Annotated in this window: 39 protein-coding genes; 30 read left to right on the forward strand and 9 right to left on the reverse strand. The window is 49.4% G+C overall.

The window, feature by feature from the left end:
* The first annotated feature begins 53 nt into the window (after positions 1-53).
* From BLW97_RS14615 to BLW97_RS19505, 12 genes are all read left to right on the forward strand, one after another.
* On the forward strand, positions 54-866 hold the full coding sequence (locus BLW97_RS14615; protein ID WP_075323719.1) for a hypothetical protein: 813 nt from the start codon (positions 54-56) through the stop codon (positions 864-866).
* Between the two features lie 90 nt (positions 867-956).
* A complete protein-coding gene (locus tag BLW97_RS14620; protein ID WP_075323721.1) occupies positions 957-1,904 on the forward strand; it encodes a hypothetical protein in 948 nt (315 codons plus the stop codon).
* 55 nt (positions 1,905-1,959) lie between these two features.
* On the forward strand, positions 1,960-2,907 hold the full coding sequence (locus tag BLW97_RS14625; protein WP_075323722.1) for an LPD29 domain-containing protein: 948 nt from the start codon (positions 1,960-1,962) through the stop codon (positions 2,905-2,907).
* Between the two features lie 58 nt (positions 2,908-2,965).
* Positions 2,966-3,496, forward strand: a complete 531-nt coding sequence (locus tag BLW97_RS14630; RefSeq protein ID WP_075323724.1) for a hypothetical protein — start codon at positions 2,966-2,968, stop codon at positions 3,494-3,496.
* 46 nt (positions 3,497-3,542) lie between these two features.
* Positions 3,543-3,920 (forward strand): hypothetical protein, encoded by a 378-nt coding sequence (locus tag BLW97_RS14635; protein WP_031570942.1) that lies wholly within the window; start codon positions 3,543-3,545, stop codon positions 3,918-3,920.
* A gap of 46 nt (positions 3,921-3,966) precedes the next feature.
* Positions 3,967-4,281 (forward strand): hypothetical protein, encoded by a 315-nt coding sequence (locus BLW97_RS14640; protein ID WP_075323725.1) that lies wholly within the window; start codon positions 3,967-3,969, stop codon positions 4,279-4,281.
* Between the two features lie 118 nt (positions 4,282-4,399).
* On the forward strand, positions 4,400-4,756 hold the full coding sequence (locus BLW97_RS14645) for a YbjQ family protein (protein WP_031570945.1): 357 nt from the start codon (positions 4,400-4,402) through the stop codon (positions 4,754-4,756).
* Positions 4,757-4,842: 86 nt separating this feature from the next.
* Positions 4,843-5,376: a uracil-DNA glycosylase gene (locus BLW97_RS14650; protein WP_051690522.1), complete on the forward strand. Its 534-nt coding sequence runs from the start codon at positions 4,843-4,845 to the stop codon at positions 5,374-5,376.
* Positions 5,364-6,053 carry a DUF2189 domain-containing protein gene (locus tag BLW97_RS14655; protein WP_031570952.1) on the forward strand — a complete coding sequence of 230 codons (690 nt, stop codon included), beginning with the start codon at positions 5,364-5,366 and terminating at the stop codon, positions 6,051-6,053. The genes BLW97_RS14650 and BLW97_RS14655 overlap by 13 nt, the downstream gene beginning before the upstream one ends.
* A 200-nt stretch (positions 6,054-6,253) precedes the next feature.
* Positions 6,254-6,652 carry a prepilin peptidase gene (locus BLW97_RS14660; protein WP_051690523.1) on the forward strand — a complete coding sequence of 133 codons (399 nt, stop codon included), beginning with the start codon at positions 6,254-6,256 and terminating at the stop codon, positions 6,650-6,652.
* Positions 6,653-6,655: 3 nt separating this feature from the next.
* Positions 6,656-7,108 (forward strand): hypothetical protein, encoded by a 453-nt coding sequence (locus tag BLW97_RS14665; RefSeq protein ID WP_143214928.1) that lies wholly within the window; start codon positions 6,656-6,658, stop codon positions 7,106-7,108.
* A gap of 137 nt (positions 7,109-7,245) precedes the next feature.
* Positions 7,246-7,422, forward strand: coding sequence for a hypothetical protein (locus BLW97_RS19505; RefSeq protein WP_158025194.1), 177 nt, complete (start codon positions 7,246-7,248; stop codon positions 7,420-7,422).
* Between the two features lie 45 nt (positions 7,423-7,467).
* Here BLW97_RS19505 and BLW97_RS14670 read toward each other — a convergent pair whose 3' ends face one another.
* A complete protein-coding gene (locus tag BLW97_RS14670) occupies positions 7,468-7,908 on the reverse strand; it encodes a hypothetical protein (protein WP_075323728.1) in 441 nt (146 codons plus the stop codon).
* A 240-nt stretch (positions 7,909-8,148) separates the two neighbouring features.
* Positions 8,149-8,844 carry a putative quorum-sensing-regulated virulence factor gene (locus tag BLW97_RS14675; RefSeq protein WP_075323730.1) on the reverse strand — a complete coding sequence of 232 codons (696 nt, stop codon included), beginning with the start codon at positions 8,842-8,844 and terminating at the stop codon, positions 8,149-8,151.
* A gap of 221 nt (positions 8,845-9,065) precedes the next feature.
* Here BLW97_RS14675 and BLW97_RS14680 point away from each other — a divergent pair, with 221 nt between their 5' ends.
* Positions 9,066-9,845 carry a hypothetical protein gene (locus BLW97_RS14680; protein ID WP_075323731.1) on the forward strand — a complete coding sequence of 260 codons (780 nt, stop codon included), beginning with the start codon at positions 9,066-9,068 and terminating at the stop codon, positions 9,843-9,845.
* Positions 9,846-10,003: 158 nt separating this feature from the next.
* On the opposite strand, the gene BLW97_RS14685 is transcribed toward BLW97_RS14680, so the two are convergent.
* Complete coding sequence (locus BLW97_RS14685; RefSeq protein ID WP_075323732.1) at positions 10,004-10,936, reverse strand: tyrosine-type recombinase/integrase; 933 nt, start codon at positions 10,934-10,936, stop codon at positions 10,004-10,006.
* 272 nt (positions 10,937-11,208) lie between these two features.
* Between BLW97_RS14685 and BLW97_RS14690 the strand changes: the two genes are divergently transcribed.
* Genes BLW97_RS14690 through BLW97_RS14700 form a run of 3 tightly spaced genes read left to right on the forward strand, consistent with a single transcriptional unit; the run spans position 11,209 to position 12,607 of the window.
* On the forward strand, positions 11,209-11,490 hold the full coding sequence (locus BLW97_RS14690; protein WP_075323734.1) for a hypothetical protein: 282 nt from the start codon (positions 11,209-11,211) through the stop codon (positions 11,488-11,490).
* Positions 11,487-12,056, forward strand: coding sequence for a hypothetical protein (locus tag BLW97_RS14695; protein ID WP_075323736.1), 570 nt, complete (start codon positions 11,487-11,489; stop codon positions 12,054-12,056). Before BLW97_RS14690 ends, BLW97_RS14695 begins: the two co-directional genes overlap by 4 nt.
* A 2-nt stretch (positions 12,057-12,058) precedes the next feature.
* A complete protein-coding gene (locus tag BLW97_RS14700; RefSeq protein ID WP_075323737.1) occupies positions 12,059-12,607 on the forward strand; it encodes a hypothetical protein in 549 nt (182 codons plus the stop codon).
* A gap of 46 nt (positions 12,608-12,653) precedes the next feature.
* On the opposite strand, the gene BLW97_RS14705 is transcribed toward BLW97_RS14700, so the two are convergent.
* The 3 genes from BLW97_RS14705 to BLW97_RS14715 form a co-directional block, all read right to left on the reverse strand.
* Positions 12,654-13,232, reverse strand: coding sequence for a hypothetical protein (locus BLW97_RS14705; protein ID WP_075323738.1), 579 nt, complete (start codon positions 13,230-13,232; stop codon positions 12,654-12,656).
* A 183-nt stretch (positions 13,233-13,415) separates the two neighbouring features.
* Positions 13,416-13,904: a hypothetical protein gene (locus BLW97_RS14710; RefSeq protein ID WP_075323740.1), complete on the reverse strand. Its 489-nt coding sequence runs from the start codon at positions 13,902-13,904 to the stop codon at positions 13,416-13,418.
* A 6-nt stretch (positions 13,905-13,910) separates the two neighbouring features.
* Entirely contained in the window at positions 13,911-14,300 is a 390-nt protein-coding gene (locus tag BLW97_RS14715; protein ID WP_077218477.1) for an HU family DNA-binding protein, read from the reverse strand.
* 146 nt (positions 14,301-14,446) lie between these two features.
* Here BLW97_RS14715 and BLW97_RS14720 point away from each other — a divergent pair, with 146 nt between their 5' ends.
* The 13 genes from BLW97_RS14720 (at position 14,447) to BLW97_RS14785 (ending at position 24,044) form a co-directional block, all read left to right on the forward strand.
* Complete coding sequence (locus BLW97_RS14720; RefSeq protein WP_075323741.1) at positions 14,447-14,629, forward strand: hypothetical protein; 183 nt, start codon at positions 14,447-14,449, stop codon at positions 14,627-14,629.
* A 35-nt stretch (positions 14,630-14,664) separates the two neighbouring features.
* Positions 14,665-15,336, forward strand: coding sequence for a hypothetical protein (locus tag BLW97_RS14725; protein WP_075323743.1), 672 nt, complete (start codon positions 14,665-14,667; stop codon positions 15,334-15,336).
* Positions 15,333-15,593, forward strand: coding sequence for a hypothetical protein (locus BLW97_RS14730; protein ID WP_075323744.1), 261 nt, complete (start codon positions 15,333-15,335; stop codon positions 15,591-15,593). The genes BLW97_RS14725 and BLW97_RS14730 overlap by 4 nt, the downstream gene beginning before the upstream one ends.
* A gap of 61 nt (positions 15,594-15,654) precedes the next feature.
* A complete protein-coding gene (locus BLW97_RS14735; RefSeq protein WP_075323745.1) occupies positions 15,655-16,083 on the forward strand; it encodes a hypothetical protein in 429 nt (142 codons plus the stop codon).
* A gap of 109 nt (positions 16,084-16,192) precedes the next feature.
* Entirely contained in the window at positions 16,193-16,858 is a 666-nt protein-coding gene (locus BLW97_RS14740) for an EAL domain-containing protein (protein ID WP_075323746.1), read from the forward strand.
* A complete protein-coding gene (locus BLW97_RS14745) occupies positions 16,837-17,526 on the forward strand; it encodes a hypothetical protein (RefSeq protein ID WP_075323747.1) in 690 nt (229 codons plus the stop codon). Before BLW97_RS14740 ends, BLW97_RS14745 begins: the two co-directional genes overlap by 22 nt.
* Positions 17,527-17,528: 2 nt before the next feature.
* Positions 17,529-18,068: a restriction endonuclease gene (locus tag BLW97_RS14750; protein WP_075323748.1), complete on the forward strand. Its 540-nt coding sequence runs from the start codon at positions 17,529-17,531 to the stop codon at positions 18,066-18,068.
* 10 nt (positions 18,069-18,078) lie between these two features.
* The gene (locus BLW97_RS14755) at positions 18,079-18,300 is read left to right on the forward strand and encodes a hypothetical protein (protein WP_075323749.1); all 222 of its coding nucleotides are present in this window, start codon (positions 18,079-18,081) and stop codon (positions 18,298-18,300) included.
* A gap of 224 nt (positions 18,301-18,524) precedes the next feature.
* A complete protein-coding gene (locus BLW97_RS14760; RefSeq protein WP_031570819.1) occupies positions 18,525-18,791 on the forward strand; it encodes a hypothetical protein in 267 nt (88 codons plus the stop codon).
* Between the two features lie 113 nt (positions 18,792-18,904).
* Positions 18,905-20,635, forward strand: coding sequence for a single-stranded-DNA-specific exonuclease RecJ (gene recJ, locus BLW97_RS14765; protein WP_158025196.1), 1,731 nt, complete (start codon positions 18,905-18,907; stop codon positions 20,633-20,635).
* A 1,198-nt stretch (positions 20,636-21,833) separates the two neighbouring features.
* Entirely contained in the window at positions 21,834-22,523 is a 690-nt protein-coding gene (locus BLW97_RS14775) for a hypothetical protein (RefSeq protein ID WP_075323752.1), read from the forward strand.
* 108 nt (positions 22,524-22,631) lie between these two features.
* Entirely contained in the window at positions 22,632-23,579 is a 948-nt protein-coding gene (locus BLW97_RS14780; RefSeq protein ID WP_075323753.1) for a tyrosine-type recombinase/integrase, read from the forward strand.
* Between the two features lie 84 nt (positions 23,580-23,663).
* Positions 23,664-24,044 carry a hypothetical protein gene (locus BLW97_RS14785; RefSeq protein WP_075323754.1) on the forward strand — a complete coding sequence of 127 codons (381 nt, stop codon included), beginning with the start codon at positions 23,664-23,666 and terminating at the stop codon, positions 24,042-24,044.
* Between the two features lie 52 nt (positions 24,045-24,096).
* Here the strand turns inward: BLW97_RS14785 and BLW97_RS14790 are convergent, their stop codons facing one another.
* Together BLW97_RS14790 and BLW97_RS14795 are read right to left on the reverse strand one after the other, a co-directional pair.
* Positions 24,097-24,276, reverse strand: coding sequence for a hypothetical protein (locus tag BLW97_RS14790; RefSeq protein WP_031570834.1), 180 nt, complete (start codon positions 24,274-24,276; stop codon positions 24,097-24,099).
* 206 nt (positions 24,277-24,482) lie between these two features.
* Positions 24,483-25,709 (reverse strand): RNA-guided endonuclease InsQ/TnpB family protein, encoded by a 1,227-nt coding sequence (locus tag BLW97_RS14795; protein ID WP_075323755.1) that lies wholly within the window; start codon positions 25,707-25,709, stop codon positions 24,483-24,485.
* A 188-nt stretch (positions 25,710-25,897) separates the two neighbouring features.
* Between BLW97_RS14795 and BLW97_RS14800 the strand changes: the two genes are divergently transcribed.
* The gene (locus BLW97_RS14800) at positions 25,898-26,092 is read left to right on the forward strand and encodes a hypothetical protein (protein ID WP_031574053.1); all 195 of its coding nucleotides are present in this window, start codon (positions 25,898-25,900) and stop codon (positions 26,090-26,092) included.
* Here the strand turns inward: BLW97_RS14800 and BLW97_RS14805 are convergent.
* Entirely contained in the window at positions 26,078-26,263 is a 186-nt protein-coding gene (locus BLW97_RS14805; RefSeq protein WP_031574056.1) for a hypothetical protein, read from the reverse strand. The two genes, BLW97_RS14800 and BLW97_RS14805, sit on opposite strands and share 15 nt — an antisense overlap.
* Positions 26,264-26,341: the final 78 nt, after the last annotated feature.

Below are 26,341 nucleotides of genomic sequence, written 5' to 3' on the forward strand. Positions count from 1 at the left end.
GTAATCACTGACAACAATGCCGCTAACGCAGCATTTTTTACAAGGAGATCATTATGTTTTTTTCAAAGAAAATCGGGAAAACCAAAAAAGAGATGCTGGCCTTCCTGATGGACCACTTTTTTTACAATGGGCAGTTTGCTCATAACGTAAAACTTCACCGTCTTGGGCTCACCAACGAGCAAGAGTCGAAAGCCTTTGAAATGCTCAATGTGCCCGGGTTCGTCGAACAGACATCCGAAGATCTAATCTGTGATTTTTCCGAAGATCATTCTGATTACACACTGGAATTTGACGGTCGGTCGGGAGGCCAATTAGTCCTCGCTCAGAGGGCTCTGGTCTCCACCGAGTATAAGTCATGGTGCCGGAGTTGCGGGCAACGTAACTACACAACAGCTATCGGAGAAGGTTTGAGCGAAGCGGAATCCATCATCGCCAGGAATGTACTTGGTAACGGCAGGAGCTGGTTTGCAAAAACCTATCTCGATCAGCCCGAAATCAAGGAAATACCTCTGTCGGACGCCGACAAGCTGAAACTGATCGAAAAATACAAGGGCATGGAGTGGGCGACATTCGGCAATAAATGTGGTCGCTGCGGCACTTCAGGAGAACGTGGGCGGGTGAATTACCTGTCCGAACCACTCCGCGAAGTAACCAGCAAGTTGATCGTTGATCGCTCGGAATTTACCCACATGGATAAGGCCCAGTTGCACCGATGGGCCATGCTGGTCAGTGATTTTGACCAGTGTTGCGATGGCATCCGCGAGAACCTCATCGACCGCATCGACAACTGCCAGGTCGTTGAACACACGCGCCAGGTGACGCAAACCTATCAGACGATAGAGTGCGCCAACCATCACGACGCTTAACAAACATCTGGCAGCGCATTGCTGCCTTTTCACAAAACCACAAAGCACGCGAAGTATGGGCGTGCTTTTTCACATTCAGGAGCATGAAAAATGTCAGTCACATATACCTGCAAGAGAATGGTCAACGCCTTTATGGGGTTGGATCATGAGCCGGTTTACCTGCTCTCGGAGACTACATACGAGAGCAATGTCTATCCACATACCCGACACACCAGTTTCTGCGGGATCGGCAAACTCCCCGCCATCATGGAGCGTATCTTCCATGATGCCGCTTGCACGGAAGGAGGGAGTTTGAACTCTCCAGACAGGGGAATGACCCCAGAACGCTACATCAAGTCGTATCTGAACGCCTTGAAAAAGCCGTTCGCATACGATGGTAACGCAGCTCTGGATTTAAGCGGTTGCTGGTATGCCAAGGAGCGCTTGGCGGCATTACAAGCGGATCTTGAGCAGGCAGGGCAGAAGGTGGCAACCGTGGCCAATTCCCTGCCTCTCGTCGAGAAACATCGTGCATCGTTCACGCTTCCATCAGCTTTCGGAGATGATGGTCTTGTGAGCTTTTTTGAGCCGGCAAGCAGTGAGCTGGCCTACCATCCGAAGCCCGCAAAGGATCTGCCGCCTACCGACTACCCGCCCTTCGCGAAAATCGAGGCAGATGGTTCGGAGTGGTACTTTCAGATTGACGCCCATGGAAACAGCATCTCGAATCCACAATGGCAGTACGCATTCATGGAAAAATTTGTGATGAGCCAATGGCAACGTGAATTGGAATTTCCTGGGGCCTACAAGGAATCCATCCCAACCTATCGAAAGATGTTGGATGAAGCCGGTTTCAACAACGCAGAAACCTTGTGCAGCGTGTCCTCTATCGAAGAAAAGTTTGCGGACGGAACCGAAGACTACAAAGCCTACAAGAGAAAAGATCAAGAAAAAATTGTCGCCCAATACGGTCGCCAGTTCCCCTTGTCCTCTGTAAAGCGAGAAGACCTGTATAGGGTCATGTCGTCTCGGGTTTTGAACTTCACGGTTCAGCCGTAACACGGAAACCAACTCAAACGGTCGCGTCAGCGGCCTTTTTTAACAAGGAGACATCATGGAAAGAGCATTTAGTATTGCCAACCCCGTCCCGTTTATCGGGGGGATCCTCAGCAAAGGGCAGGTTGTCCGTAGCATGATTCACGACGAATATGGCGTTGTCGTGAATATTGAGGGACCACAAGACCCACGGTCGTGCCAGTCACTCGCAGGTGGCGCCGTAAACATCGGCGGCACCGCAGAGATAGATGTGATCTGGGCGTCTGGGGGATTAAGCCCCAAGCTGCCAGAAAGCCTGCTGCGCACTTCCGTACAGTGGAATATATACGGCAACATTCTGCCCCAGGAATCCATTGATAAAGCATGGCAAATGCACCATGCTTTGGCGGCAGAAAACGCCAAAAAAGCACAGGCAGAGCAATTGGCCTTCGCTACGGCGGTAGAGCACCTGAAGGCAGAATATCCGAATCTGGATACCGAGGAACCCAAGCAAAGTAAACGCGCCGCAAAAAATCTCCGGGCACTCCTCAAGGAGCAGTTTCCGGGGATCAAGTTCAGCGTTCGCGTAGATAGTGCCAACGCCATGCACGTTGCCTGGGCCGACGGTCCTACATCGCAGCAGGTAAAAACCCTGACAAGCCGGTTCCTCATCGGTCAGTTCGACTCCTCACAGGATATCTATGAATACAAGCACTCGCCCTGGAATAGTTTGTTTGGGCATGTGAAGTATTCCGATACCCGACGCACCCTTTCGGAAAGCCTGATCGAAAAGGTGACAGAGGACCTCTGGCAGATACTCGCGGCGAACCTGGAAGGCATGAACAAGCCGGACCCGAAAGCCGCGTTATCGACGATGACCGAAGTACCCGGACTGGATTTCCCCGTTTCTGAGGGCGTCCAGGAGTTGGCAGCGCACTTCAACGCTGTCAGCAACCACTATGAAAGCAGCAATACCTTCTGCAGATTGGCCTTTCTGGTCACAGAAGCGTTGGAACTGAACCCATAAGCCATCCGGCTTTTCCCGTAGCGGCCGCGTCAGCGGCCATTTTCCAAAAGGAGTAAACATGAGTCACCAAGCAGAAAAATTCGTTCAGCATGGCCCATTCGTCAAGATGGAAGCCTTTGGAACCGCCACGCTGAAATTCTGGGTCACGGAAAACCCGAATACCCTGGTGGACCGTTATGCCGTGGTATTCGATGCGCCGACAAATCATGAGCGGAGCGACGATTTAATGGCAGTTTGCATGAATCGTCTAGGGCACCTGTTCCATGACGAGGTAGAGCAGGGCTGGTTGGGAGAAGTCATTAAGAACTCCGTCCAGCCGCGTCAAGGAAACGGATATTTCATCATCGACTTTGACGCACTGCCGGAAGCCTGCAAAAAAGCCGTCCGACAGGAAATTGAGGTCATCCTCTATGGGGATGAAAAGACCAGTCGGGCTCCGCTACGGTATCGAGTGACCTATAACGATCACTTTTTCTACTGCTTCGCTGAAAGCCAAACCCATGCGGCAGAGATTGCCATGGACAGAAAGGATATTGCCGAAAACAATATTATCCTGGCCGTGGATTTGGCCGATTTTGCCGAATTTTAAACGACTTTCAGGCCGCGCATTGCGGCCTATTTTATAAGGAGTCCTTATGTCTTACTTTGCAGAGGCGAATTTTTTCCTGCGGATGCTTCAAAAAGGAGAAATGAATCGCCAGAAAGCACAAAACCGCATCAAGAAAATCCTCGCCATTGCGGCAAGGATCGAGTTGACCATGGGGATGCCTGCGGGAGACAGCCCAAGCACCTTGGCACCGGAGCTGCAGGATAGCTATTACGACGCTCTGGCAGACGAATTGGCAAAGGCGAATGCCCAGGCCGATATGCCGCCTGCGCGTTCGCCGCAGCGCCCGCCCATCGGAAAGGTCTCATGTTGGCTATGTTGTCCCCAAGGGCACGAAACCTTCGGACCCACGACGATGCGGCAAATGCCATGTAGTGCCTGTGGAACACTGCTACTTGTCCAATAAACACCCAATCACGGTGCGCAAGCACCATTTTCAAAAAGGAGCATTTATGAAAATTATCACTACGGTTGCCGTTCTGTTTACCCTGTCCGCCAGCCTGCCGGCCATCGCTGCCAGTCAATGCGAATTACTGCATGAGGCTTACGGCACCAAAATCTCGGTTTGTCGGAAGCAGCAGGCTAAAGACCAGCGCGTTGAAGCCCGGGATAAAATCGCCATGAGCGTTTTCCAGGGCCCTAACCCAACGTGCAAAACGATGGTCCAGGCCGGAGCCTACAAGACGCTCAGCGCCTGCGAAAAATCGCAGACAACGCAGAAAGCACGTAGTACGCTGAATAAGCAACTGGAAACGAGCATTTTCTAGTCGATAGGAGGGGGTTATACCCCCTCCTTTTTTTGTTTTTGTCTAGTGGTTTATGGGTTTTTTCTTTATATATCGACTTTTTTATAATAAAATCACAATTTAGTTAGAGGGGTAATCAATGACAGCGATCATCGTAACGACCGACGCTATAGTCGGTCATCAAGTCAAGGAAATCATGGGCGTGGCATTTGGAACCGCTGTACGGTCCCGTAATGTCGCTGGGAATTTCATGGCGGGGGTCGCCTCGGTCTTTGGCGGGAAGCAGAAAGGCAACATCAACCTTCTGAACAAAACCCGGGACGATGCCCTGCAGTCGTTATCGGAACAGGCGACATCCATGGGCGGCAACGCCGTACTCTCCATGCGCTTTGATTCCGGCGAATTCGACTCTGGCAACGGCCAGATCATGGATGAAGTGGTGGCCTACGGTACAGTGGTCAAAATCGAGCCAAAAAACGGCAGTACCAGCCAGTAATGCAGTGCGAAAAATGCCCCGATCTCTGTGCATCACGCAGCAGAATCGTTCAACCCGACTTCCCGGCCCAAAACCGATGCCGAATTATGGTCATTGGCGAGGCCCCGGGCGCCGATGAGGACCAGAACGGCAAGGGCTTTATGGGACGGGCAGGGCGCACACTGCACGCCTTGCTGCAAGCACACGGATTCTATCGCGGGGAGCATTACGGTTGCGCCAACGTGGTCCGCTGCCGGCCCTTGGCCAACCGCAAGCCGACGCAGCGCGAAATCAACAACTGTCTACCCTATCTGGCCCAAACCATCCGGGAAGCGCAACCAGAAGCGATTCTGACGGTGGGTGAAACACCGATACGCACGATCACGGGTGTGGCCGGACTCACACACAATATCCAGGCGCTGCAGACCCATCATCTGGACCCCATCAATGCCGGAATGATGAACCTGCCCGCACTGAAAGCCGTATGGCCCAGAAACACTATCCTGGTACCCATCCCCCACACCAGCCCGCTTGCCTGGAACCGCAATGCTCCCGACGGGCGGAAATGGCGAGAAGTCGGCGAAGAACAGATCCGCGTCCTCGCGAGCGCCATCAATAAAGGAAGAAAATGCAAAACATAAAAACCGTCATCAAAACCTCATGGGGCACCTGGAAGCAGGCAAAGCTGGGTTTTTCTATTATTGCTGTGCTACAGATAGCCGCTTCGGTATTGCAGATTTACATACAGGAGGGCATGCGCAACTTTAACGCGAACGGCGGGACTTTTCAGTTGGGGTATTTGCTGATTATTCTCTTTGCCCTTCTGGTACCGGCCACCAATGTGGCCACCAATGCGCTGGCGGTATGGGTGTTCGACCGGGATACGCATCCGGAAAAGCCCGCAGAGCCCAAGCTACAGGCGATCTTACATAAGATGGGGGATCACGGCGTACAGAAGACCATCGCCTTTTTCTTCATTTTTCAGACTATTATTGCCCTGGACTACCTGGTGATAGGTACATCTGGAACCATCGCGGTCAGCCTGGCCACCTTTGTCGTGACCGCACTTGAGCTTTTTCTGATCCCACTGGCGGTTGCAGGTGAAATGACGTGGGTAACCGCCCTGAAACTCTCCCCAAAAATACTGGTCAGAGAATGGCTACCCATTCTCATACTTTGGGTGCTTTCCATTGTTACCGTCGTATTGAGTGCCGTAACCTTCGGAATTTTGCTGATAGTAGCGGTCCCTATTTATGAAATCGCCCTCCTGGTAATAGCGAGACAATATGCAGACCAAAAAAACCCCTCAGTTCGGTAGAAGAAACCGACACAATAACGCCATAGAAATTGAGGCGGCCTGCCAGACACCGCCCGTTTATCACCAGCCTCAGTCACCCAGCTGGCACTACCCGCTGGACCTCAGAGTGGAAGCCGCTCCAAAAACGCGGGTAATCCCCACAGAAAGTCATCAACCCAAACCAGTCATTATCACCATCAAAAAGAGCAGGGCGCTCAGGCATGAGTGAAAAAACCTTTTTTATCTTGTGGTTTGCTGCTATTGGCGCATTGTTTGGTAGCTTCATCAATGCCATGGCTTACAGAACGATACACAAGGTATCCCCGGTAAAAACATCACGATGCGAACACTGCGGTCAAGCAATAAAGCCCTGGGATGAGATCCCGATTGTGAGCTGGTTTGTACTGCGGGGAAGATGCCGGCATTGCAAGAGTCGCATATCGGCAAGCATGCTCATCTCTGAAATAGGTATGGCCGCATTATATGCGTCTGGAATATTCCTGTTTTATCGCTACGTATGGGCGCTATCCATTTTTCTGGTGTTCGTCACCATCGCGGGATACCTCGCTATGACCGCTCTCAAAATCATGGGAAACCTGTCCCAAAAAACAGGTGTCTGAATTATGCACACAAAAGGAAATCCAATGTTAAAATTACCAAACGCGGTAAAAATCGGCGCACTCAGTCTTTCCCTCATCGTTTTAAGCGCTGTCATAGTGGAGGCTATAAACATCCATTATTTTGAAAACTATTTGATTATAAAAAACGATAACCGGAAAGGTGCAAACTGGATCGTAGACAATGAAATGAGGCTATGGGGAGGTGAATTTATATACAGAATAAATGGCAAAACAATTTTGGCCTCGGCCACGAGAGACAGAAACGGATATATGGTAAAGGCAATGTATAGGCAGAACGGGAAAACCAGTCAGCCTTTTTACGAGCAGAACGTGATTATAAATACCTGGTCACCTGGGCCAAATAACACAACCGCCAATGCACTCACCATAGGCTGGCGAGAATCCTTCGAGATGTCCTGGAAATTCCTTATACATCAACTGAGAGTTGAGTTTTAGAACGCGGATCTTTATCAACTTTATTACTCGCATACAACGAGAGCGTCTTAATGGGAAAGAAAAGGAAAAGCATCGGCAGAAGTGGACAACCAACCCCTTTCTTACAGAACTGGATTTACGGAGCGAAAGGTGCGGGAATGAAACGCCAAAACCGGAAAGCAGCCGCTTTGCGGTTGCTCAATGAATCTCGTCAGGCCGGGGTCGCTATTCGCAACGCGCAGAAAGAAGCAGAAATTCGGCGGTTAATGAAGGAAAAGGGGTTGACTGATGCCCAGGCAGCCATCGAGATCATGGATAGAATCAGTAGACAATAAAAACTAGGCTCCCACTCAATCTTACGACGATGTGGCGACAGTTAATCAAGCCAGCCCATTTCGCCATTGCGTTGAAAACGGTTCTCTAAATGGATTCCAAGCCGGTTTGAAACCAAGATTACGTCCGGAAATCGCGAAATCATTGATATCTATGAGCACGACAAACGGATTGTCTTTGAGTTGAGATGGTGTCATCATTATGTTTTCTCTCCCCAACAATTGACAAGCAAAATCCGCATAAGCATCTGCCAAGCTATCTCGACAAAAATTCATTAATAATGACATCATCAGTTTTGGGCTAAAGTGTAGCTCATATTCAGTAGTTACCCGCAAAGCCAATACGATGGCAATGGCTTCGTCATAATTCATCCATTGCTTAACTATCCCAATCTTTTCACCATCAACACGGCGATCAGTAGCGTCCGCCGTAGACTGAATAAGGATTTGAAATGCCTCTGTTGCTGTTAGGCATGAATCATGGGACATTTTCTTACTCCTATTACACAGTTGAATAATATAATTAAGCTGACTGATCACGAGTCTCACGGGTAATAAAGTTTGTTCCTGGGCACTAATGTTTACTCCTGAGCGTTGTCACTTCGAGGGCAGGAATGCCAGCCCATCGTTGCAAGATCGGGTAAAACCAGCGCGCCTGCATGATAATGATTATGTATTCCGATACCAGGAGCAAACTTTATTACCCGCATACAGTTGCCGCTTAAAAACTCATTTACTCCTTCCACGCAAGGCCACCAACAAATACGGATCCATATCGTTCTGCTTGAGCAACCAGTCACAATAATCATCTGGGAGATCAGCAATGGCGGTTCCTTTGTGCTTGCCAAATGGCATAACAATCGGGACACGAGCACGCTCTGACGCATCCCACAACCGCTCCCAAGTCCTCACTTTCGGCATGCGCTCCAAAATCTTGTGAAGGAGCATCTTGGTCATCAGCACATCATGATAAGCAGAGTGGGCGTTTTTAAGCAGTTCTTTGGCTTCCCCTTTGTCCAGTAGCCGATACATCATGGCGCCCAGGGAGTGACCCAAATCATCCGGCCAAAGCCGGCGCGAAAGAGCCAACGTGCAAATTCTGGGGATATCGGGCTTCCCAATGACGCTCCAGTCGTAATCAATGTTGTGCCCAACCAGAAAAGCCGTATCAGGAGGTAACGAAAAATCAGACGGTGGCGGGCAATCAGCCAGGTCCGCTTCGGTAATGTGATGCGTCGCCATGGCACTAAATGAAATCGCCTGGCTCGACTTGTAACGCTGCTCAAACTCTTTGGTCACATTCATGGCTGAATCAAGATTCTCGCCCATTGGTTCAGCACTTAACTGTATCCAGGCAATTTCTATAGGCTCAACAGGATCAGAAAATCCCGTTGTTTCCGTGTCTATAATGAGCGAATTAGCCATAATTTACCCTCCAGAATAATTAAAAAGTACCGATGATGCCCCATATTATACAGGATTGAGCGCTACCATTCTTCCAATCTTACCCAGAACAGCTTGCCGCGTCATTTGTTAACCTCAAGACACAAAGAATCAACTCTTCGATAAATTTCATGCTATATTAGAACCGTGGAAGACATCCACAACCGGACCAGCGGTGACACTGGAATGACAAGGACTTCATCATGAAAACCATCACTATGGATGAGTTTAAAGCGTTGGTGCGTCGCGACGACTGGCACCACGAACAAACAGCCGAAATCATAGATTCAATCGACATTGAAAATGAAGAATGGAACAATGATACGGAAGATTTAGACTGCAAACAAAAAACCCAAGTTTATGGCAGCGGATCCGTTGAATCACGCTTGGGTGATGTGGTCATTAGCTATCATGAAGGGTTCAACTACTACCAGTTCGATAGATCTTCGTTTTCAACAAGCCCGGAAGGATTAGACGATGTTTGGACGCTGGAAGGTGTTCGCGTAGTGGATGAAGATGGCGATCCTGTAACAGATCTGGAGTGGGACGATTTGCCCGCGAGATTTTCAGAAATCGACTACAGCTCCATAAAAAATGGAATTGACGAAATCATTGACATCGACACCGACACCGACATAGAAGGATCAGACATGAAAAAGTACCTACTCGAAGTTGATAACGCCCCGGATATTCGCTTCACCGGAGAATTGATCGCCAGCGCAGCCAGCACCGACAACAAAGCGATTGGACATAGCTACAGCGGCGAGTCCGGCCGATGGGCAGAACTAAGACTCTTCAAAACGGCAGGCGGAAAATATATCTGCTACCAGGTAGGCCGCACCACCTGGAATGGTGAAAAGGACCGTCATTCGGCTGCTATTTGCGAAAACCATCAAGAAATTATCGAATTTTTCGGGCATCGCTGGCTAGCGAAAGAACTCTATGACGACGCGGGAATTGATGACACGGTAGATGTAGAGTAATAAAAAAAGGGGCGTTAGCCCCTTTTCTTGCCGCCTGTTCGGCGGATAACTTATGCCCCTGAACCATCTAAGCCGCTTGTTCAGCGGATCACAGAGACATTCTAAAAGTTAGCAATTCCTTTCGTTTGAGTCAATATAATTTACCTATGAGTTTCCAATCAAACCGGACTCAATGTTCCTTGCCCTTCAGCCACATGCTCATAAAAAGCCAGCGTAGTGGCCAGACTCTGATGTCCCAACCAGCTTTTCACGACAGCCGCCGGACACCCGTTCCGAAACTGGCGAGTAGCAAAAGTATGCCGCAACACATGCGGCCCCATCCGATTTTTCGCGAAACCCAACTCCGCAAACAGGTGCGAGACGATGTAATAAACCCCGCTTACGGTGAAAGGCATGCCCAGGGCATCACAAAACAACCAGTTTACACGGTCGGGATCACATCGCTGTTGCCTGGCCAGAAACTCCGAACGCCCCTCCAGATACGCCAAAAGCTCCTGCTGGATGAGATCGCCCAGAGGCACTTCGCGCTCGCGGTCGCCTTTGCCGATGACCCGCACTACCGGACGCTGTGCTTCCAGTGATAAGTCATCGAGGGTGACATGAATCGCCTCGCTGACCCGCAGGCCGGTGAAGTAGAGCAAGCGTACCATCTGGTAGGCCCGCAAAGTGGTAAAGTGCATATCGTCCGGACGCGGAAACACACGGGTCTTTTCCAGGAGTTTTTGCTCTTCGGCCTCAAAAAGTGTGACGGGCAGTCGTTTGGCGCTGCGCTGCCGGCTACGACGCCGATCAAACAAAATGCCACGGGCGGGGTTTTCCACACAAAGTTCCGATTCAATGAGTGCGTCATAAAAACGCACAATCGCACATTGACAGAGATTGACGGTAGAAACCGACCAGCCGCGACTTTTGCGCATATTGTCCAGATAAGCGGCAACAAGCTTGGAAGTGGCATTCAAGGGAGATTGCTTCTTGGAACGCAACCAGCGCAGAAACCAGGAAACATGACGGGCATAGAGTTTTGCAGAAGCTTCGGAGACGTGTGGAAAGTAAGGAATCAGGCTTGACTCATCCCATTCTGAAAAATCCATACATCCTCCCAGGAGAAAAAGGCTATCCGGTCGCCCGGGGCTGCTAAAAATGCGCGAGACGCCAAGTTTCAGCGGTCGTGCGGCGTCATTATCGAGCCCTACTGGATAAAACTAAACCTTTCATCGAGTAGGGTGACATTATGGACCCATCCCCAAGCCCCTGCCAAGCCTGCCGGATGCGGTAGAGCGAAAATTATTTTCATGCAGTAGGGTTTTTGAGCGCTTCATTCCCGTGATATGATGGATTCTAACCCATTAAAGGAGAAATCCACATGAACGAATCTGAAACATTACCAACAGAAAGTAACGAAGATCCTCAAAATACATCAATCCCACACGCATTGGAAAAAACCAAAAAACTGCAGACGGTCCTCAGTGGTGAGGATTATATTGAGTATGTCGCCGCCAGCGCACGCGTGAGTAATGGACGGAAAATGACCAGCCGGGAGTTGGATGATGTATTGATGAAAAAAGCCATCAAATTGCTCATTGAGAAAATTAACCACATCCGTCACACCGAGCAGTCCACTTTTGTGGAAATCGATAAACTGTGAAAACAGCGGTCATTCAGTTCGATGGGCTTTTGGCGGACCTGAAACCAATGTGGGATCTCGCCCACATTGGTCCTGATTTTGAATACAAATCGGCAAACCCCATAAAAAGAGGGTGGATATGGTCAAAGCTCGAAGCGGAGCCGGAGTGCAGCCCGCATTACAATGAAGATGCGGTCATTTTTTGTGAAACACTCTGCAATATGGGTTACCGTCTCTTTGGGATAACCCACATTGAATCGCAACATGCAGACATATTGCAAAAACAGATGCCCAAAGGGCTCCGCGACACACTTCAGATAGTGCACGTCGCCAACCGTGATGTGGGTGGGACATTCAGCACAGAAGGCATACTCTATCCGGACCGCGCTATAGTCTATGATGACGAGGATATCAAAGAGTTGGCCAGTGCCAACGGATCTGCCATTTTCATAGTGAATCATGAGCAATTAGAAAGCGACACAGCACACCATATTTTTCTGAACGAACCGGTTGATGCGGCCTGGCGCGTGGCCACAACCGAAAGAAAAAAATTGCACGCGTTTGTCGAAGAAGTGCTAGGAGAATAAAAATGACCACGAAGAAACAAATTCTGCAGAGCCTCATACAAAACGCGACACCCGATGAACTCTCCCAGCTGGCCAATAAGGCTATGGGGATGGTCATAACCCAGCGCCCGTTAGACCAACGGCAGGGACATCAACTGGCTCGGGCGATAGGCACCTTATTGGCCTGGCTGAGAGATACACAAGCCATTTCCATTGAGGCGAAAGACATTGGAGAAATCGCCGAGTTCAACGAACTCTACGCACTCATCATAGACAAAAGAATTCCCATGAGCGCACGACAGCCGGGTATTGAGTACATTGAAAAGTACCTCAGTGACAGCAGCCAGGCGAAACGCGAACGCCATGAAATGGTTGAATCCCAACTCAAGGCCGGCCTAAAAATTATGGAAAGGCCGGAGGGTAAAAAGTTCTCGGAAGGATGGGCAGATGAAAGGGCAAAAGCCATTGAGTACAACGTGCTTTCCGAGCAAAACAATCAGGGTGAATCGGTCAGTGTGAGAGGGATGGAATTTTTACTGAGTCCCAGGACCAGGTTTGATACGCTGAATTAAGGGAAATAGATATCTAAATCAGGACGGCCACATCAGAGATGTCAGATCAATAAAAACCTCTATCACCTAAATCATAATCCAAAATGCCCCGCTCAACGCGCGTGGCAGCTTCCACTTTCGCTAACCATGATTTCCCTGATCGAGTCCACCGTACATACCCTTCAGTGGTAATAATATTACAACTATCTGAATCGATTATGTATCTCTTTTCATTATTAAACCAGACATCAGCATGGCCGATCCAAGAGTTATTATCTACATGGATTTCCAGTCGTTCCAAGACTACAAAATACCAATAGTCGTATCGAGGATAATGCTGCTTGAGGATGCTCAACGAATCAAACTTAAAAGATCGATGAGAAATTATATCTACTTTCTGGATTACTTCCGGGGCATCACCTAAAAAGCATGTGAGATCACCTTCACGTCCAGACCATTCACATCTGTCAAAGTCACAAATATGCAGGCGATGAATGTCCTCATTCCGCATCCAAGCCTCCAGAATGTCAAATTCTGCAAGTGTTTCATCAAGACAATTACCGCCGTTTTTAGGCATAGGGCGCATAATTATATCGAAATATGGATTTCTTTTGTTAGGTGACTTGATAAATAACCCCCTTTCCATGCTGAAAGCTTCTTACACAATAAACACATAGCCATTTCCGACGGTAGCTTCAATTTGCCGCCAGTTTTATTTGATTATCCATCGCTATTCATTGTACCCTCACCAAGCCGACCCGCTTCAGATGATACTTCGTCGTTACCGTTGTCATGATTTTATCCTCTTGATAAATAAAAGGCACTTGACTTACCGACTCTTTTTGCTTTTACCTCTGAAACCCAAATCCGATAAAAGCTGCTCACCGATCTTATGCAACGAATCCAAATCCGCACTGTTAGAAAGCGCGAACTGCACCGCCCCGACAGCATGGATGTAACCCATATCCGAGTCGAGTCGAGTCAATACTTTTTCAAAGAGACGGCGCTCGCGCTCGCGTTTTCGTCGCTGTTCCGGCGTTTCAGCAATCAGACGTTCCCGGCGTTCGCGAAGGGTTTTTAGCCGTTTTTCCATCCGTGCTTTTACAGCAGCTTCTTCTCGGGCAATACTCTGGATAATTTCTTCGCGGGTGCGCCGATTCTTTGGGGTACCCTTACCACCCTTATTGTCTACACCTTGAGCTGCAGGCGCAGCCGTAACAGCCGATGTAGCCTTGGGTTTGTCCGCCGTCTCCCTTCTTTTTTTTGCCCGCTCTGGGCGAAGGGGAGGGCGATGATCCACGATCTCGGTATCTGCCATCGCCAATCAGCCGTTAATTTTCTGACGCACCGGTTTACCCGGACGAAATTTAATCACCTTTTTTTCAGGAATGCTCAAGGGCTCGCCAGTCGCCGGGTTTCGGCCAGTCCTGGCTTTTCGGGTTTGCAGTATCAATGAACCCAAACCCGGGATAACCACTCGACCATCCCGCACCAAGATATCGAGAACCGCCGAAGAAAAATCGTCAATCAGCCTGTTCGCCTCAACCTTCAACATGCCAGGGCGTTGTTCAATAAGTGTTTTTACGATTTTAGCATTATTCATAAGGCTTCCTTTGGCTAATTTGCTAGCGTCTATACTACCTATTCCAGCAAAATAGTAAAAGAACACCACGGCATTCACCACAGAAGCAGGGCCAAAAGTCCGTCTGGGCATCCATTCGCTCAGCTTTTCCGTATATATGGGTCAAGAAACATAGAGGAGACATACAGAGGAAATGAAAAGGCTTTATCTTAAATTTCATATCTTTTTTATGCTAAATTATCCATACGGGAGTCACTAGACCAGAAGAGGTCAGCATCATGCTTTTCATCGCCATCGCAGCAGCCATAGCGCTACTGGTCATCATAAGGCTGTTTTTCGTTGTAATTAAATGGGAAATACGTTGGGATATCCGGATTTTTGAATTCGGTATACACTGTTTTTTACTTGGAATCATTGCCACTTTTATCGCCATGGTTTACTTTGGCTGGCTACTCATCTAATGAACCAAAGAAATCATACCCTTTCAGGAGGAAACATGCCGGAAGAAATCGCTGTAAATTTAAGTGACAGAAGGCAGGAACTGCTACATCAATATCAGCCCCACTATCAACCAGAAACCCAACGCGAAGAGCTCGATGACACCGGAATGGATATGCTCTTGGGTGCCATCAGTCGCCGCGAAGAGCACATCATTGAGGAAGTGATGCGCTCGCGGGCGAGAGCGGACCAGGCACTCCGACTCGCGGAGTTTGCAATTTCCAACCAACTGGATCAGCCCGCCATCAAAGCCATCGTCAGCCGCGCCGTTTCCGACAGTCGAAGCGATATCGAGAAGGTCTGGGAAAAAATCAGACACAGAACACACGAAGGCCGTGAGAAGCAAAGAATCTATCAATCCCTGATTCGGGAAATGCGCATCCATCAGGCAGAACTCGGCGCTTTCGGAAAAATACGCAGCTGGCAAGCCGCCAAATGGCGCAAAAAGGCCTTACTGCTTCAGGCCCTATCAAAAGTACAGGAAGAAGCCCTAACTACGCGTCAAAACAGTCTGAACTTATACGACGAAATCACGCGTTATCATGAACAAATGAACCATATCATTTCAGATTTTATCCGATTGATGGACCAGGCGCTCAAACCTCATCGGATATCCCTACTCTCCATTGTGCCAGTGGAGGACAGCTCCGTAGAAGGGGAAGTCGAATGAAAAAGACTCCCACGGATAAAACAGATAATGTAGTTGTTCAGGCGTTAGAAGTATGGTGGCTCAGGTCCGTAAAAGAAATCCGCAGACTTGAAGGGATGCTTCAGGAAGCCAGACAGCTTGAAGCGATGCTTCAGGAAGCCCGAGAATCACTAAATCAGGACACGGAAGATGAAGACCCCAATGCCAGTGAAAAAGCGGATGATTCAAGCCATTGCTGTGTTGATCTTTATCGCGCAACCGGCAGCAGCTCACGCTAAAACCGTTGATGCAGTCCTGCATGAAACAACCGGGTTCGTGATGGGTTATGGAGGGCCAGAAATGGCCCTTTTTCTAAATCCAAACAGCGTGAGAGGCCATTCGCTATACGAGGAAATGGTCCCCTACATGGCCCATTATGCGTGGCGCATGTATATCATTCCGGTTGGGTTTACCGCCCAGGGCCGCCTACTGGCTGCTGCAGAAATCGCAGCACCCAACGTCCAGGCCGCCATAGCCGAGGATGAAAGAAAATTTGACGTACTCGCCAAGCATGGCGGCTACCCCATCCAGGAAACTCAAAAGGACAACCCAAGAATACTGGCGATCGCCTCCATACGCGAAAAAGACAACGTGAGGGCACTCAAAACACTCGGAAAGGCCGTGACACCCTGCCTGGTATGGGAAGCCCACGGCCATTGGCACATTCGCTACAGACCAAACATCCAGACTGTCAAAAAAGCGGCGGAATCTCTGGAAAATAAAGGATAGTTGCATTATATGCAATCATAAATATGCAATTTTATATTATTTACACTGTATTTTTTAGGCATAAGTGCTAATATCGTGCATTATCAGCCTAGGAAATTTGCCGGAACGGATGTTTACATCACAGAGCAAACCGCAAAAACAGCCCTACGATCACCGCCACCATATCGAATTGATCGCCAAGGCAAGTGACCGGGCGGTTCTCGGATGCGAAATACTCTGCCGATCCGACCCCTTTCCGGAAACCTTACCCGACTGGATAAACTGGATAACGCACCTGGTTGAACTGGCCAACCAGACCGCTACACCGGGTTACTTTGCCTCTATCAATGTGGATGGATGGAACCTGCATCATCCACAAATCATGAACATCCTCCAGAAGCTTACCGGGGATGTGGTCGTTGAATGGACAGAGCGGCCTGACAAGCACAGTACGCGAAAAACTGCTTTAAAGCTGCGCGAACTACAAGCGAAAACCGGGGTTCGCCTTTCTATAGATGATGTCGGTGCTGGAATCGACGGCATCCAGAGGATACTGCTTGTCGAGCCGGATTTTATCAAAATTGACGGACAGATCATTCAGGAAGCCACCATCAATCAAAACCCGATGGCTTTTGCCGCGATTGACAGCCTGTTGAACCTGGCGCAGAAGGCAGGCGCGTTAGCGGTTGCAGAATGGATAGAAAGTGAAATCGAGTGGGAAGTCTGTAAAAAATGTGGCATAGATTTGGTTCAGGGATACCATGTGCAGAAATCATGCAATATCCAGAATATCTAGCCCATACCGCAGAAAATATTGGCCTGCGATTCATTTACCACTGGGTTTTTGATGCCCTTCGCCTGATGGCCGCCAATCCGGGCAAAGTCATCACGGCAACGACCCTCGCCGCTGTGGCCATATTCTCGTCCTCAGCGACCGCTGGCTTTCTGCTTTCACTCCCTGTTTTTTTAATGGGGCTCCGTTACAAGAACCCGCTACGCGGAAGGGTCCTGAATACCGTCATTATCATACTGTCCTTGGCCACCATCTCCATCGTTGCAGCGCAACCGGGGATCTGGCCAGCTACCATCAAACCCATCGTTATTGCCGCCTTATGGGCACCACTCGGTTTGACCCCGCTGTTCCCCCTGTTCATCCTCCCGGGCATAGCCAACGGCGTCACCTTTCGCCAGAGCCTGAAAAATGGCTTCCAGTTTTTCAAAACAGGCTATTGCGATCCCAAGCATCCCAACGCAAACAACATCGAAAGTGCTCAAAAAAGATTGGGCATCGTTCTGCTATACACCTGGATGGTCATGCTTGTCGCGATTGATTTGATTCTGGCCCTGGCGCATGTCAGGGGATCCAGCGTTGTGGCCTTTTCGGATCTGCCCTTAATCATTGCCGCACCTTATCTGGTCACGGTCATCCGGCAATCCATTCCAATGGCCGAGGATAATCAGTAAGCATGCTCTCAGACCTCATCAAAAGGACCGGCTCTCTTCTCGCAAAAGTCTCGTCCGCACCAGGGAATATCAAAGCTGCACAAAAAGGCCACCACGGGACCAACATCAAAAAAGGGAAAAAAGTCATCAGAAAAATCTCCGAGATCACGGGAGATACACCGCAAGAAACCTTCGCGCGGCGTCTGGGCTATCTGCGCTCCATCGACCCGCTGGTCTTTGAAGAATTGGTGCTCGAAGCTTTTCAGCGTGACAATTACCCTATCCGCCGCAATCATAGATACTCTGGCGATGGCGGGCTCGACGGTAGGGTTTACATGGACTCTGGCTGGTGGGCTATCCAGTGTAAACGCTATCAGGGAGCCGTCCACAAGGCCCATATCGAACAATTCAGAGAGGACGCTATCCGCGAAGGCTGCATCGGCGGGGTGTTTCTGCATACAGGGAAAACACCCAAAAACGGCAAGCAACTATCGCAGGGTGTGACCATCATTTCAGGGTCAAGGCTGACGGACTGGCTGGCCGGGGAAAGGAAATTACGCTAACGACTTTTCCATGGAGAGCAAACCCAAAGTCAGCGTGCGCGGGAACGCCATACGCCAGCAAGACCGAACCCACATTTTTGTGCGTCAAGATGATGGAAAAGAAATAGCCATCATGGTGCCCCATCACCTCAACCATGTCCGGGCCGGTTCTCGTGTCTCGCTGATATTCGCAGGGAAGGTGGGCGATGACGGAAAATTCAAAACCATGGTCGAAGTACTGAATGAAGGCTAACGTCCCCAGAAGGAAGGTGCCAGATAACAAAAATAGCCACATTTGAGCACCTGAAAATTGACAAAAAACCATAGGGAAATTAGGATAAAGACTCTTACCACCCTTCATTTTTAATGAAAACTGCAGCCGGGGAATCTGCGACGCAATAGGAGACTGGTTTTTCAACCATCATAGTCTCAAATCTCTTAATGGTGCGTGAGCGCCTTTCAAAAAAGGAATAAATCATGAGCACGATATTTATCGTTGTTTTAGTTACGTCTTTTGCTCTCATCTGCGTGGGATTCTTTGTGGGGTACATCTCACGAGTGACACCCATAGACGTGCGGTCGCCTTTTATGCTGGTCGCCGTCATCTTCCCGACGGGCCTGGATACCATCCTACTGGTAAACACCCTCGCCCACGTCGGATTCCGACAAATTCTCGCTATATATGCACTCCCCATACTCTGCGCTATTGCCGGCATTGCGCTAGGCCGCGTTGACTGGAGTTAGGCATCGAATAACAGGCTCTTATGAGCCTGTTTTTTTTTCGTCTATGGCCCACAAAAATCAAATAAGCCCATGAGATCTGTTAAAATAACCACATAAAACGAATGGAGATTTCCATGAAAATTGAAAACAGAAGTTTCGATAAAACGAACTATGAAAACCTGAGAGAAGCAGGTCTAAGCGATTTACTTTCAATGATATATGCCTCTCGCGGGATCGGTTCAACAGAAGAAATCACCAGGACCATCAAAGACATTGAAGGCCTGGACTCCATGAAGGGCCTTAAAGCCGCTGTTGATCGGATTGCAAACGCCATGCAACTATCTGAAAACATTGGGATTAGTGGCGATTTTGATGTCGATGGCTGCGGCGGTGCCAGTGTATTAATAGAAAGCATTAAAAAAATGGGCGGAAAGCAACCCGAAATTTATATACCAGACCGCATAAAACAAGGATACGGACTTTCGCCTGCGCTCGTTGCGGAAATGCCGGAAGACACCGACCTGATTATTACCGTCGATAATGGAATCAGCAGCCATGCCGGAGTAGAAGCGGCCAATCAACGCGGCATCGACGTGATTATCACCGACCACCATTTACCCGGTGAAACATTGCCTAACGCCTATGCGATAGTGAATCCCAATCAGCCAGGGTGCAATTTCCCGTGGAAAGGGACCGCAGGGGTAGGAGTCGCCTTTTATGTTATAGGTGCGCTGCGTTCGGAGCTTTGCCGACGAGGATGGTTTGAACAGAAAGGCATCCCCAAGATGAGCCTGATGCCACTCCTTGATCTGGTAGCCATAGCCACCGTTGGCGACGTGGCACCCTTTGAACAAAATAACCGTATTTTTATTGCAGAAGGCATCAGCCTGATACGATCTGGTAACTGTCGGCCAGGTATCAAGGCCATCATGCAAGTCGCCAGGCGGAATCCGCAACATATCACGGCAACAGACATCGGCTTTACAATAACTCCCCGCATCAATGCAGCGGGTCGAATGGCCGACATGAAAAAAGGGGTCCAGCTCATGCTTGCGGAAAGCATGGATGAGGCCATGCCCATTGCCCAGGAGCTGGACGCGATGAATCGATCCAGGCAGGAAATCCAACAGGACATACAGGAAGAAGCCGATAGAATCCTGAATGATCAAGTCGGATTACTCGGAGACATTGGCTACACCATCGTTGTGCACAATCCTGAATGGCATGAAGGAATTATCGGTATTGTCGCAGGCAGAATACGGGAAACCTTCAATCGTCCCACAATCGTTCTGACCAAGGCAGACAACGGTGAGTACAAAGGTTCAGGGAGGTCCATTCCCGGCTTGAATCTCCGCGATGCCATAGCCGCGACAGATGCTCGCATACCTGGAGTTATAAAACGATTTGGCGGTCACGCAGCGGCAGCGGGAATCATGCTCGAAGGCACCGAAGAAGCCGTGCAGCGATTCATGGAGGCCTTTGAAGAAGTCGTCCGTGAACAGATCAGTGCCGAAGACCTGCTGGAAACCATTATCACCGACGGCCCACTCGTAGAGGATGACCTCACCATCGAAAACATCCGCGCAATAGAAGACGGTGGACCATGGGGAAGAGGGTTTGAACCACCGCTCTTTACCGGAAGATTACATCTTTATGAGGTCCAGGAAGTCGCTAAAAACGGTGTAAAATTTCAAACCCGAATTGGCAACAAACTGGTCAAAGGCATTTGGTTTAGACGCGGGAAAAGTGCGGAAGCGCCCGTTCCGAACGCTGGCGAGTCCATCGCCTGCACGTTTACACCCATGATCAATCGTTTTCGAGGAAACGAGAGCATTGAAATCATGGTATCACGGGTTTTCGATTAGACAGCCCATCCCAACCATCCTCCGCGAACCTCAATCGGCGGCGCAAACACGGGAGGTTCGCGCAGCAATGAAAATCGGGCATAGCGCGAATAAAGTCGTCGATCCTTCGCTCATGCAGGGGCGAAAATTGAAGGTTCGCGGGAACCTGGTTATTATTACTGGGATTGTGTGGCCTTAGAACGCCACGGTAATAGTAGCCATTGCAGGGGCTTTGTGCTTGCAACATCTTATTGAGATGATGGCGTTGAAGCGGATAGGCGTAATAGTAGCCATTGCAGGGGCGTAGTACCCGCAACGCAGATGGCGGATTTTTTTCATGCAGGATGAAAACATTATAGTGGCCATAGCAAGAACATAGCGAGAACCAAACAAGAGAGAATAAATGAAAAGTATATGGTCAAAATTAAAGCAACATATAGAAACGCGCGGAATGTTCTGGGTGGCAGCATTTGTTGGCCTGTGCTGGTTGTACTTTATTCATTTTATTAGCTTTAAGTATGCGGCAATAGCCGCATTACTCATAGTGGTTTTACTACTGGCGGTGATATCATATCGCATCCTCAAGATTTTTTTTATAACCAAGCGAAAACAAATGCATTCATAAGGACAACAGCGTGGGATCAACGCATATATCATCGTCACTCTATATCGCTATTGCTGCATACTATTTTTTCGTATTTGGCTATGCAGGTATCCTAACCAGAAATATCAATACATATCGATGGGGCGGTACCATGCCTATCTGGCTGAAGCCTCTGACCTGGTTCGGCATGTTACTGATCGGGCCATGTATGCTGATTGTGGCCTTACCATTACGCCTCCTGGGGATACGCATGCTTCCGGTATTCCCTTCGCGCACATAAAAATAAGGTATAAGCAAATAAAGCCCCGATCATTTGTTCATGCAGCGGCAAAAATTGAAGGTTCGTGGAAACCCGGTTATTATTACTAGGATTGTGTGGCCTTAGAACGCCACAGTCATAGTAGCCATTGCAGGGGCGTGGTGCTTGCAACGGCCGATGCCGGAGGGACAGACGGTCACGGGTCCGGTAATAGTAGCCATTGCAGGGGCGTGGTACTTGCAACGGTCATTCCTTGGCCTTTTAGCTCACCATCAAGGTGTGTGCATTTATCAACAACAGTCACCCTGTTAAAGTAGACATTCAGGAGCAACCAACCAACTCAATCAGGGACAAGCATGAGCACGCAGCAAACGATAATAAAACTGGCGAGCCGACCAGCCATTGAAAAAATTCAAGAAATGTTCATGATGGAACCCTCAGAGTTTATCCCCATAGCGAACGAAACAGCGGTACTTGCATCAAGTATCATGGATGAGGAAGGGGAATACCTCTACGCGGTTATCTGGCAAAAAGCAGAAAAAAGATACTGGCAACCATACATTCTGGTCATAGCCAAGGAACATCAGACTTTAGTTACCGTTGTCACCCTGACAAAAACTGAGGATTTGGGGGCTACGATCTATGTCGCCAAACACGATCTGAAAAACGGTGTGCCAAAGGCCTTACCGCGCCAATACATCAAAGCAGCGGCAGAGAAAAAGGGCATTGAAATACCACTATGGATTGATCAGGTGTTCTACCCGGAAGCAGCCGCACCCTCAGAAAGCCGGGGTGGTGAAGCCCCCAAGGTAGATGTTACGCTTTCCGTACAATATAAAAGCCAGTTCCGGCTGTTTACGGGCGGCAAAGGGATACCGGCTGCCAGGCCGGACAAGATCAGCGCCTGCATTCAACGCGCCATTGACCGTGCGAAAAAGAAAGAAACACCTGAAGATCCCATCACCCATATGACTGGACGAGTAAAGGTGAAATCCACAGGCGAGGTAATTATGGAAGAGGTTCTGTTGGGGGATGCAATAATTTAAGCCGGATACACATTGTCAAAACAAGGCGGGCTTGTGTATCTCATCGTTGATTCAAGGCGATATTCATGATAATTATTTATTATCGTGAATGATAAAGGGGCCTCCCCCATGCCTGAAACCAACGAAATCCATCCAGAATTTTCAGAAATAAGTCGTCGGATCAGGATTGTGAGCACACCCAACACCAGCCAGACCTATCTGAGTCGCATCAAGGGCTATTTGATCTGGTGCCGTAAAAACAAAATCGATCCGCAACAAGCCTTGCCAGAGGTTATCCTGGACTACCTGGCGCACCGGGAATGGAAAAAGTCCACCAAAACCACGACCATGGCCGCACTGGAAGCCCTGTACGAAGTGATGAGTGGAAACTGGGGTATCGCAGAGAATCCCGCTTATCTGGCCAGCCAGATAAACACGGAAAAGCGTCACCGCTTTGGCAGTCGAGGGCATATACGGACCCAGCTCCCATCCACGCTGGATCGCGAAGAAGAAGCGGCATTTATCGCGGCAACGCATCGTCAGGACCATGCTGGCTACGAAGGTATGCGCCCGGGCCAGTTAATGCGCTTCATCCTGGGCACAGGATTGCGCCGTGAAGAGGCCATAAGTCTGTGCGAGCGCGATATACGGCTGAAAGGTGAAGAACCTTATGTGCACGTCATTCGCGGCAAGGGGGACAAGGAACGCACCGTACCTCTCAATAAAAAACTCAGAGAAGAATTAACCGCGTTCGCAGACCTGCGGAGCGCATTTTTATCGGAAAACGGGCACGAACGTAAAACGCAAGCAGCCCTCCCCTTCTTCTGTGACAAAAAGGGAAACCCATACGAGGGCTCATCGGTTTACTACATCATGCGGCGCACGCTACGGCAAGCCGGCATTGAGAAATGGCAATCCGGGCCACACGTCCTGCGTCACACCTTCGCGACAAAACAGCTGCAGGAAGGGGTACCCACTTCGATTGTAAAGCTATGGATGGGGCACAAGGATGCCACCACCCTACTCAAAACCTACGAGCACGTCATCACGGCAGACCCACGACATACCCCCGTCTAAGGAATAGAAAACCTACATACGATTTTAGGATTTGACAAAACCACACCTTCAAAGGCGATAATACCCTTAAAATCAGGGGTATTTATGAAAAATAACGGTCAAAAAGATGAAAAAAAACAAAGAAAATACAATGTAATCAAAAAAGTCGCAGAAACATTACAGAAACATGGCCCATGCACGCTGTCCGGAATCAGCACACTCACCGGGTTAGACAATGAGACGATCAGCAAAAACCTATACAAAAATCGGAAAAATCCGGCAGGCTTTGACATTCGCACATCCGGAGCGGGGAGAAACAAGACTTTCTCGCTTCACGGGAACACCACGGATCAAAATGCGCCAATCATATATACCAGAAAGCTCCCGGAAAAAGACGAATACCAGGTCATTGCCCACGTCAAAAACAAGTCTGATATGGCTTGGATTTTCGAGGAGCTGGAGAAAATCCTCAAAAATAAACCCTGAAAAACAACAACCCCATGACCAAAGGCCAGGGGGTTGTTCGAGAACTGTAAGATCAGTCCAGATTACCGTTAATCATCATCGCATGTGGGCGAAGGTCCAGCTCAACGCCATCAAACGGCAGCAGCCCCGCCCGGAACATCGAAAGCTTTTCCTTAAAGCTTTCGTCTTCCGGAATACCCATGGCCGAGGCATCAACCGCAGAGACATCAACAACATTTTCTTCGTCTAACATACCAAACTCCTTATCAAAAAGGACCAAAGAGGTCCACGGATCAAGGGCAAAAAAGCCCATTCTAAAAGGCATAACGGAGCCTGTGGCCGTTTCTCATCCCTTGACATCCTCCTCGCTCTGAAGGACGAGGATTCTTTTCTGCCAGCAGCGGCCTGACTTCAGCCGCTTCGATTGCATTGCCTCTTTTGAGACAATGCAACTCCCCGTTACTCTGGAGAACAGACTACCCCGGCAAGCCCTGCCGTTGACGCAACCCCATGTGAGGTTGCTAGTCCTCTTGCGAGGATGTTCTGTGCCGCATTCACGTCGGCATGTGCTGCATGCCCACAGTGCAGGCAATGGAATACCGCCTGATCGGGGCGATTCCCGGCATCCACCACACCGCAAACCGAACAGGTCTGCGAGGTATAGGCCGGATTCACCAAAAATAGCATGCCACCGGTCCACTGGAGCTTGTAGTCCAGTATCCGTTTGAGCAGGCCCCATCCCTGGTCGAGAATGGATTTGTTCAATCCTGATTTCTGCCGGATATTGTGTCCGGGTTTATCCATGGTACCCTTTGCGGATGCCGTCATGTTCCGTACTTTCAGGTCTTCCAGCACTACCAGCGCGTGGTTTTTGCTGATGGCGGTGCTGACCTGATGAAGCACGTTTTTCCGTATTTCCGCGATACGCTGATGCAATCGCGTGATTTTGGCCTTCTGTTTCTTCCAGTTGGCCGAAAACTTCACTTTGTGCGCGAGCTTTCTTTGCTCCCGCGCTAGTTTCTTCTGCAAATCCCGATAAGCAGTTACTGGCAGAAACATGGTGCCATCGGACAACGTAAGCAGGTTTGCTACTCCCCGGTCGCCACCGACCGCCGTAGTGGAGGGATGCACGGGGTCCGGCACTTCTTTTTCAGTCTGTATGGCGACATACCAGTGACCGCCCGCCCGGCTGACGGTGGCATTGCGGATTTCGCCGCCAATGATGCAGGATTTGCGAAATTTCACCCAGCCAATACACGGCAGGAAGATTTTGGGGAGCACCTTACGGCCATCCCGATCAACAGGATTCAGATCAAAGTGAATATGACTTGGTTCCGGGTAGCGCATGCTGTCGTGGACGAACTTCTTTTTGAAATTCGGGAATTTTTTTACCGAGTTCTTATTGAATGCCTCTTTCAACGCCTGCGTCAGATATCTGAGGGTCTGCTGTTGCGGCATCGACGGGGATTCTGCGAGAAACCCAAAGGCTTCTGAATTGCGCCAGGACGTGAGTAGTTCGCACAGGCCGGCATAATTCAGGGTGCCGCAATGCTGATCGAGATAGCTCTTCTGCACGGCCAGCGCCCGGTTCCAGACGAAGCGCACGCAGCCGACCGCACGGGCCAGAAGATTGTCCTGCTCCGGAGTGGTTTCGAGACGGTAGCGCACGGCTTTGCGAATCAGCATGGTGTATAATTATACAGTTCCAGTCATTGGCTGGCAAAATTTATCGGTAGGCAGACGGCTTCGATGACGTTGAGCCGTCTTGCCGCCGCGCTATCCATCCCCGGCCTGAACGCCGGGGCTTTTCGCGCTTTTTGGTAAATGCACTTGTGCTACCATGAGAAGACACATCCAGCCAGAAGGCCGAAGACATGACAACGCAAGGAGAAAAGCCCATTTATGAATTCTGGGCAGCCGCCCAGGATTTGAGAAATCGAAAAAGCAAAAACTCACTAGAGGATCTGGAAAAACAGGTGCTTCTAGCCATCCTCGAAGACCGGCACGAGGACGTTGAGCTGCTCATGGAAAAACTCAAAAAGAGAAACCGATTTTCAGTGGCGAATTGAACGGGCCAGGATTTCCCGTTCTACCATCTGCAGTAGGGTCATCGCTTCACGCCGGACATCACTGCTGAATGTCGGGAGCACCGAATTGAGTAGAGCCTGCTTGGTTTCCAGTTCTTCAAGGGTAGCCTCTTCCAGAAACCGGTAAAAAGCCTTCATATCGTATAAAATCATGGCGATTCTCCAAAAGAAAGAGGAACGCCTATCCAAAAAGGACATGAGCGTCCCAGTGGACAAGAATTTTCACGAAGC

This window comes from Acidithiobacillus albertensis (assembly GCF_001931655.1).
Lineage (GTDB): Bacteria > Pseudomonadota > Gammaproteobacteria > Acidithiobacillales > Acidithiobacillaceae > Acidithiobacillus > Acidithiobacillus thiooxidans.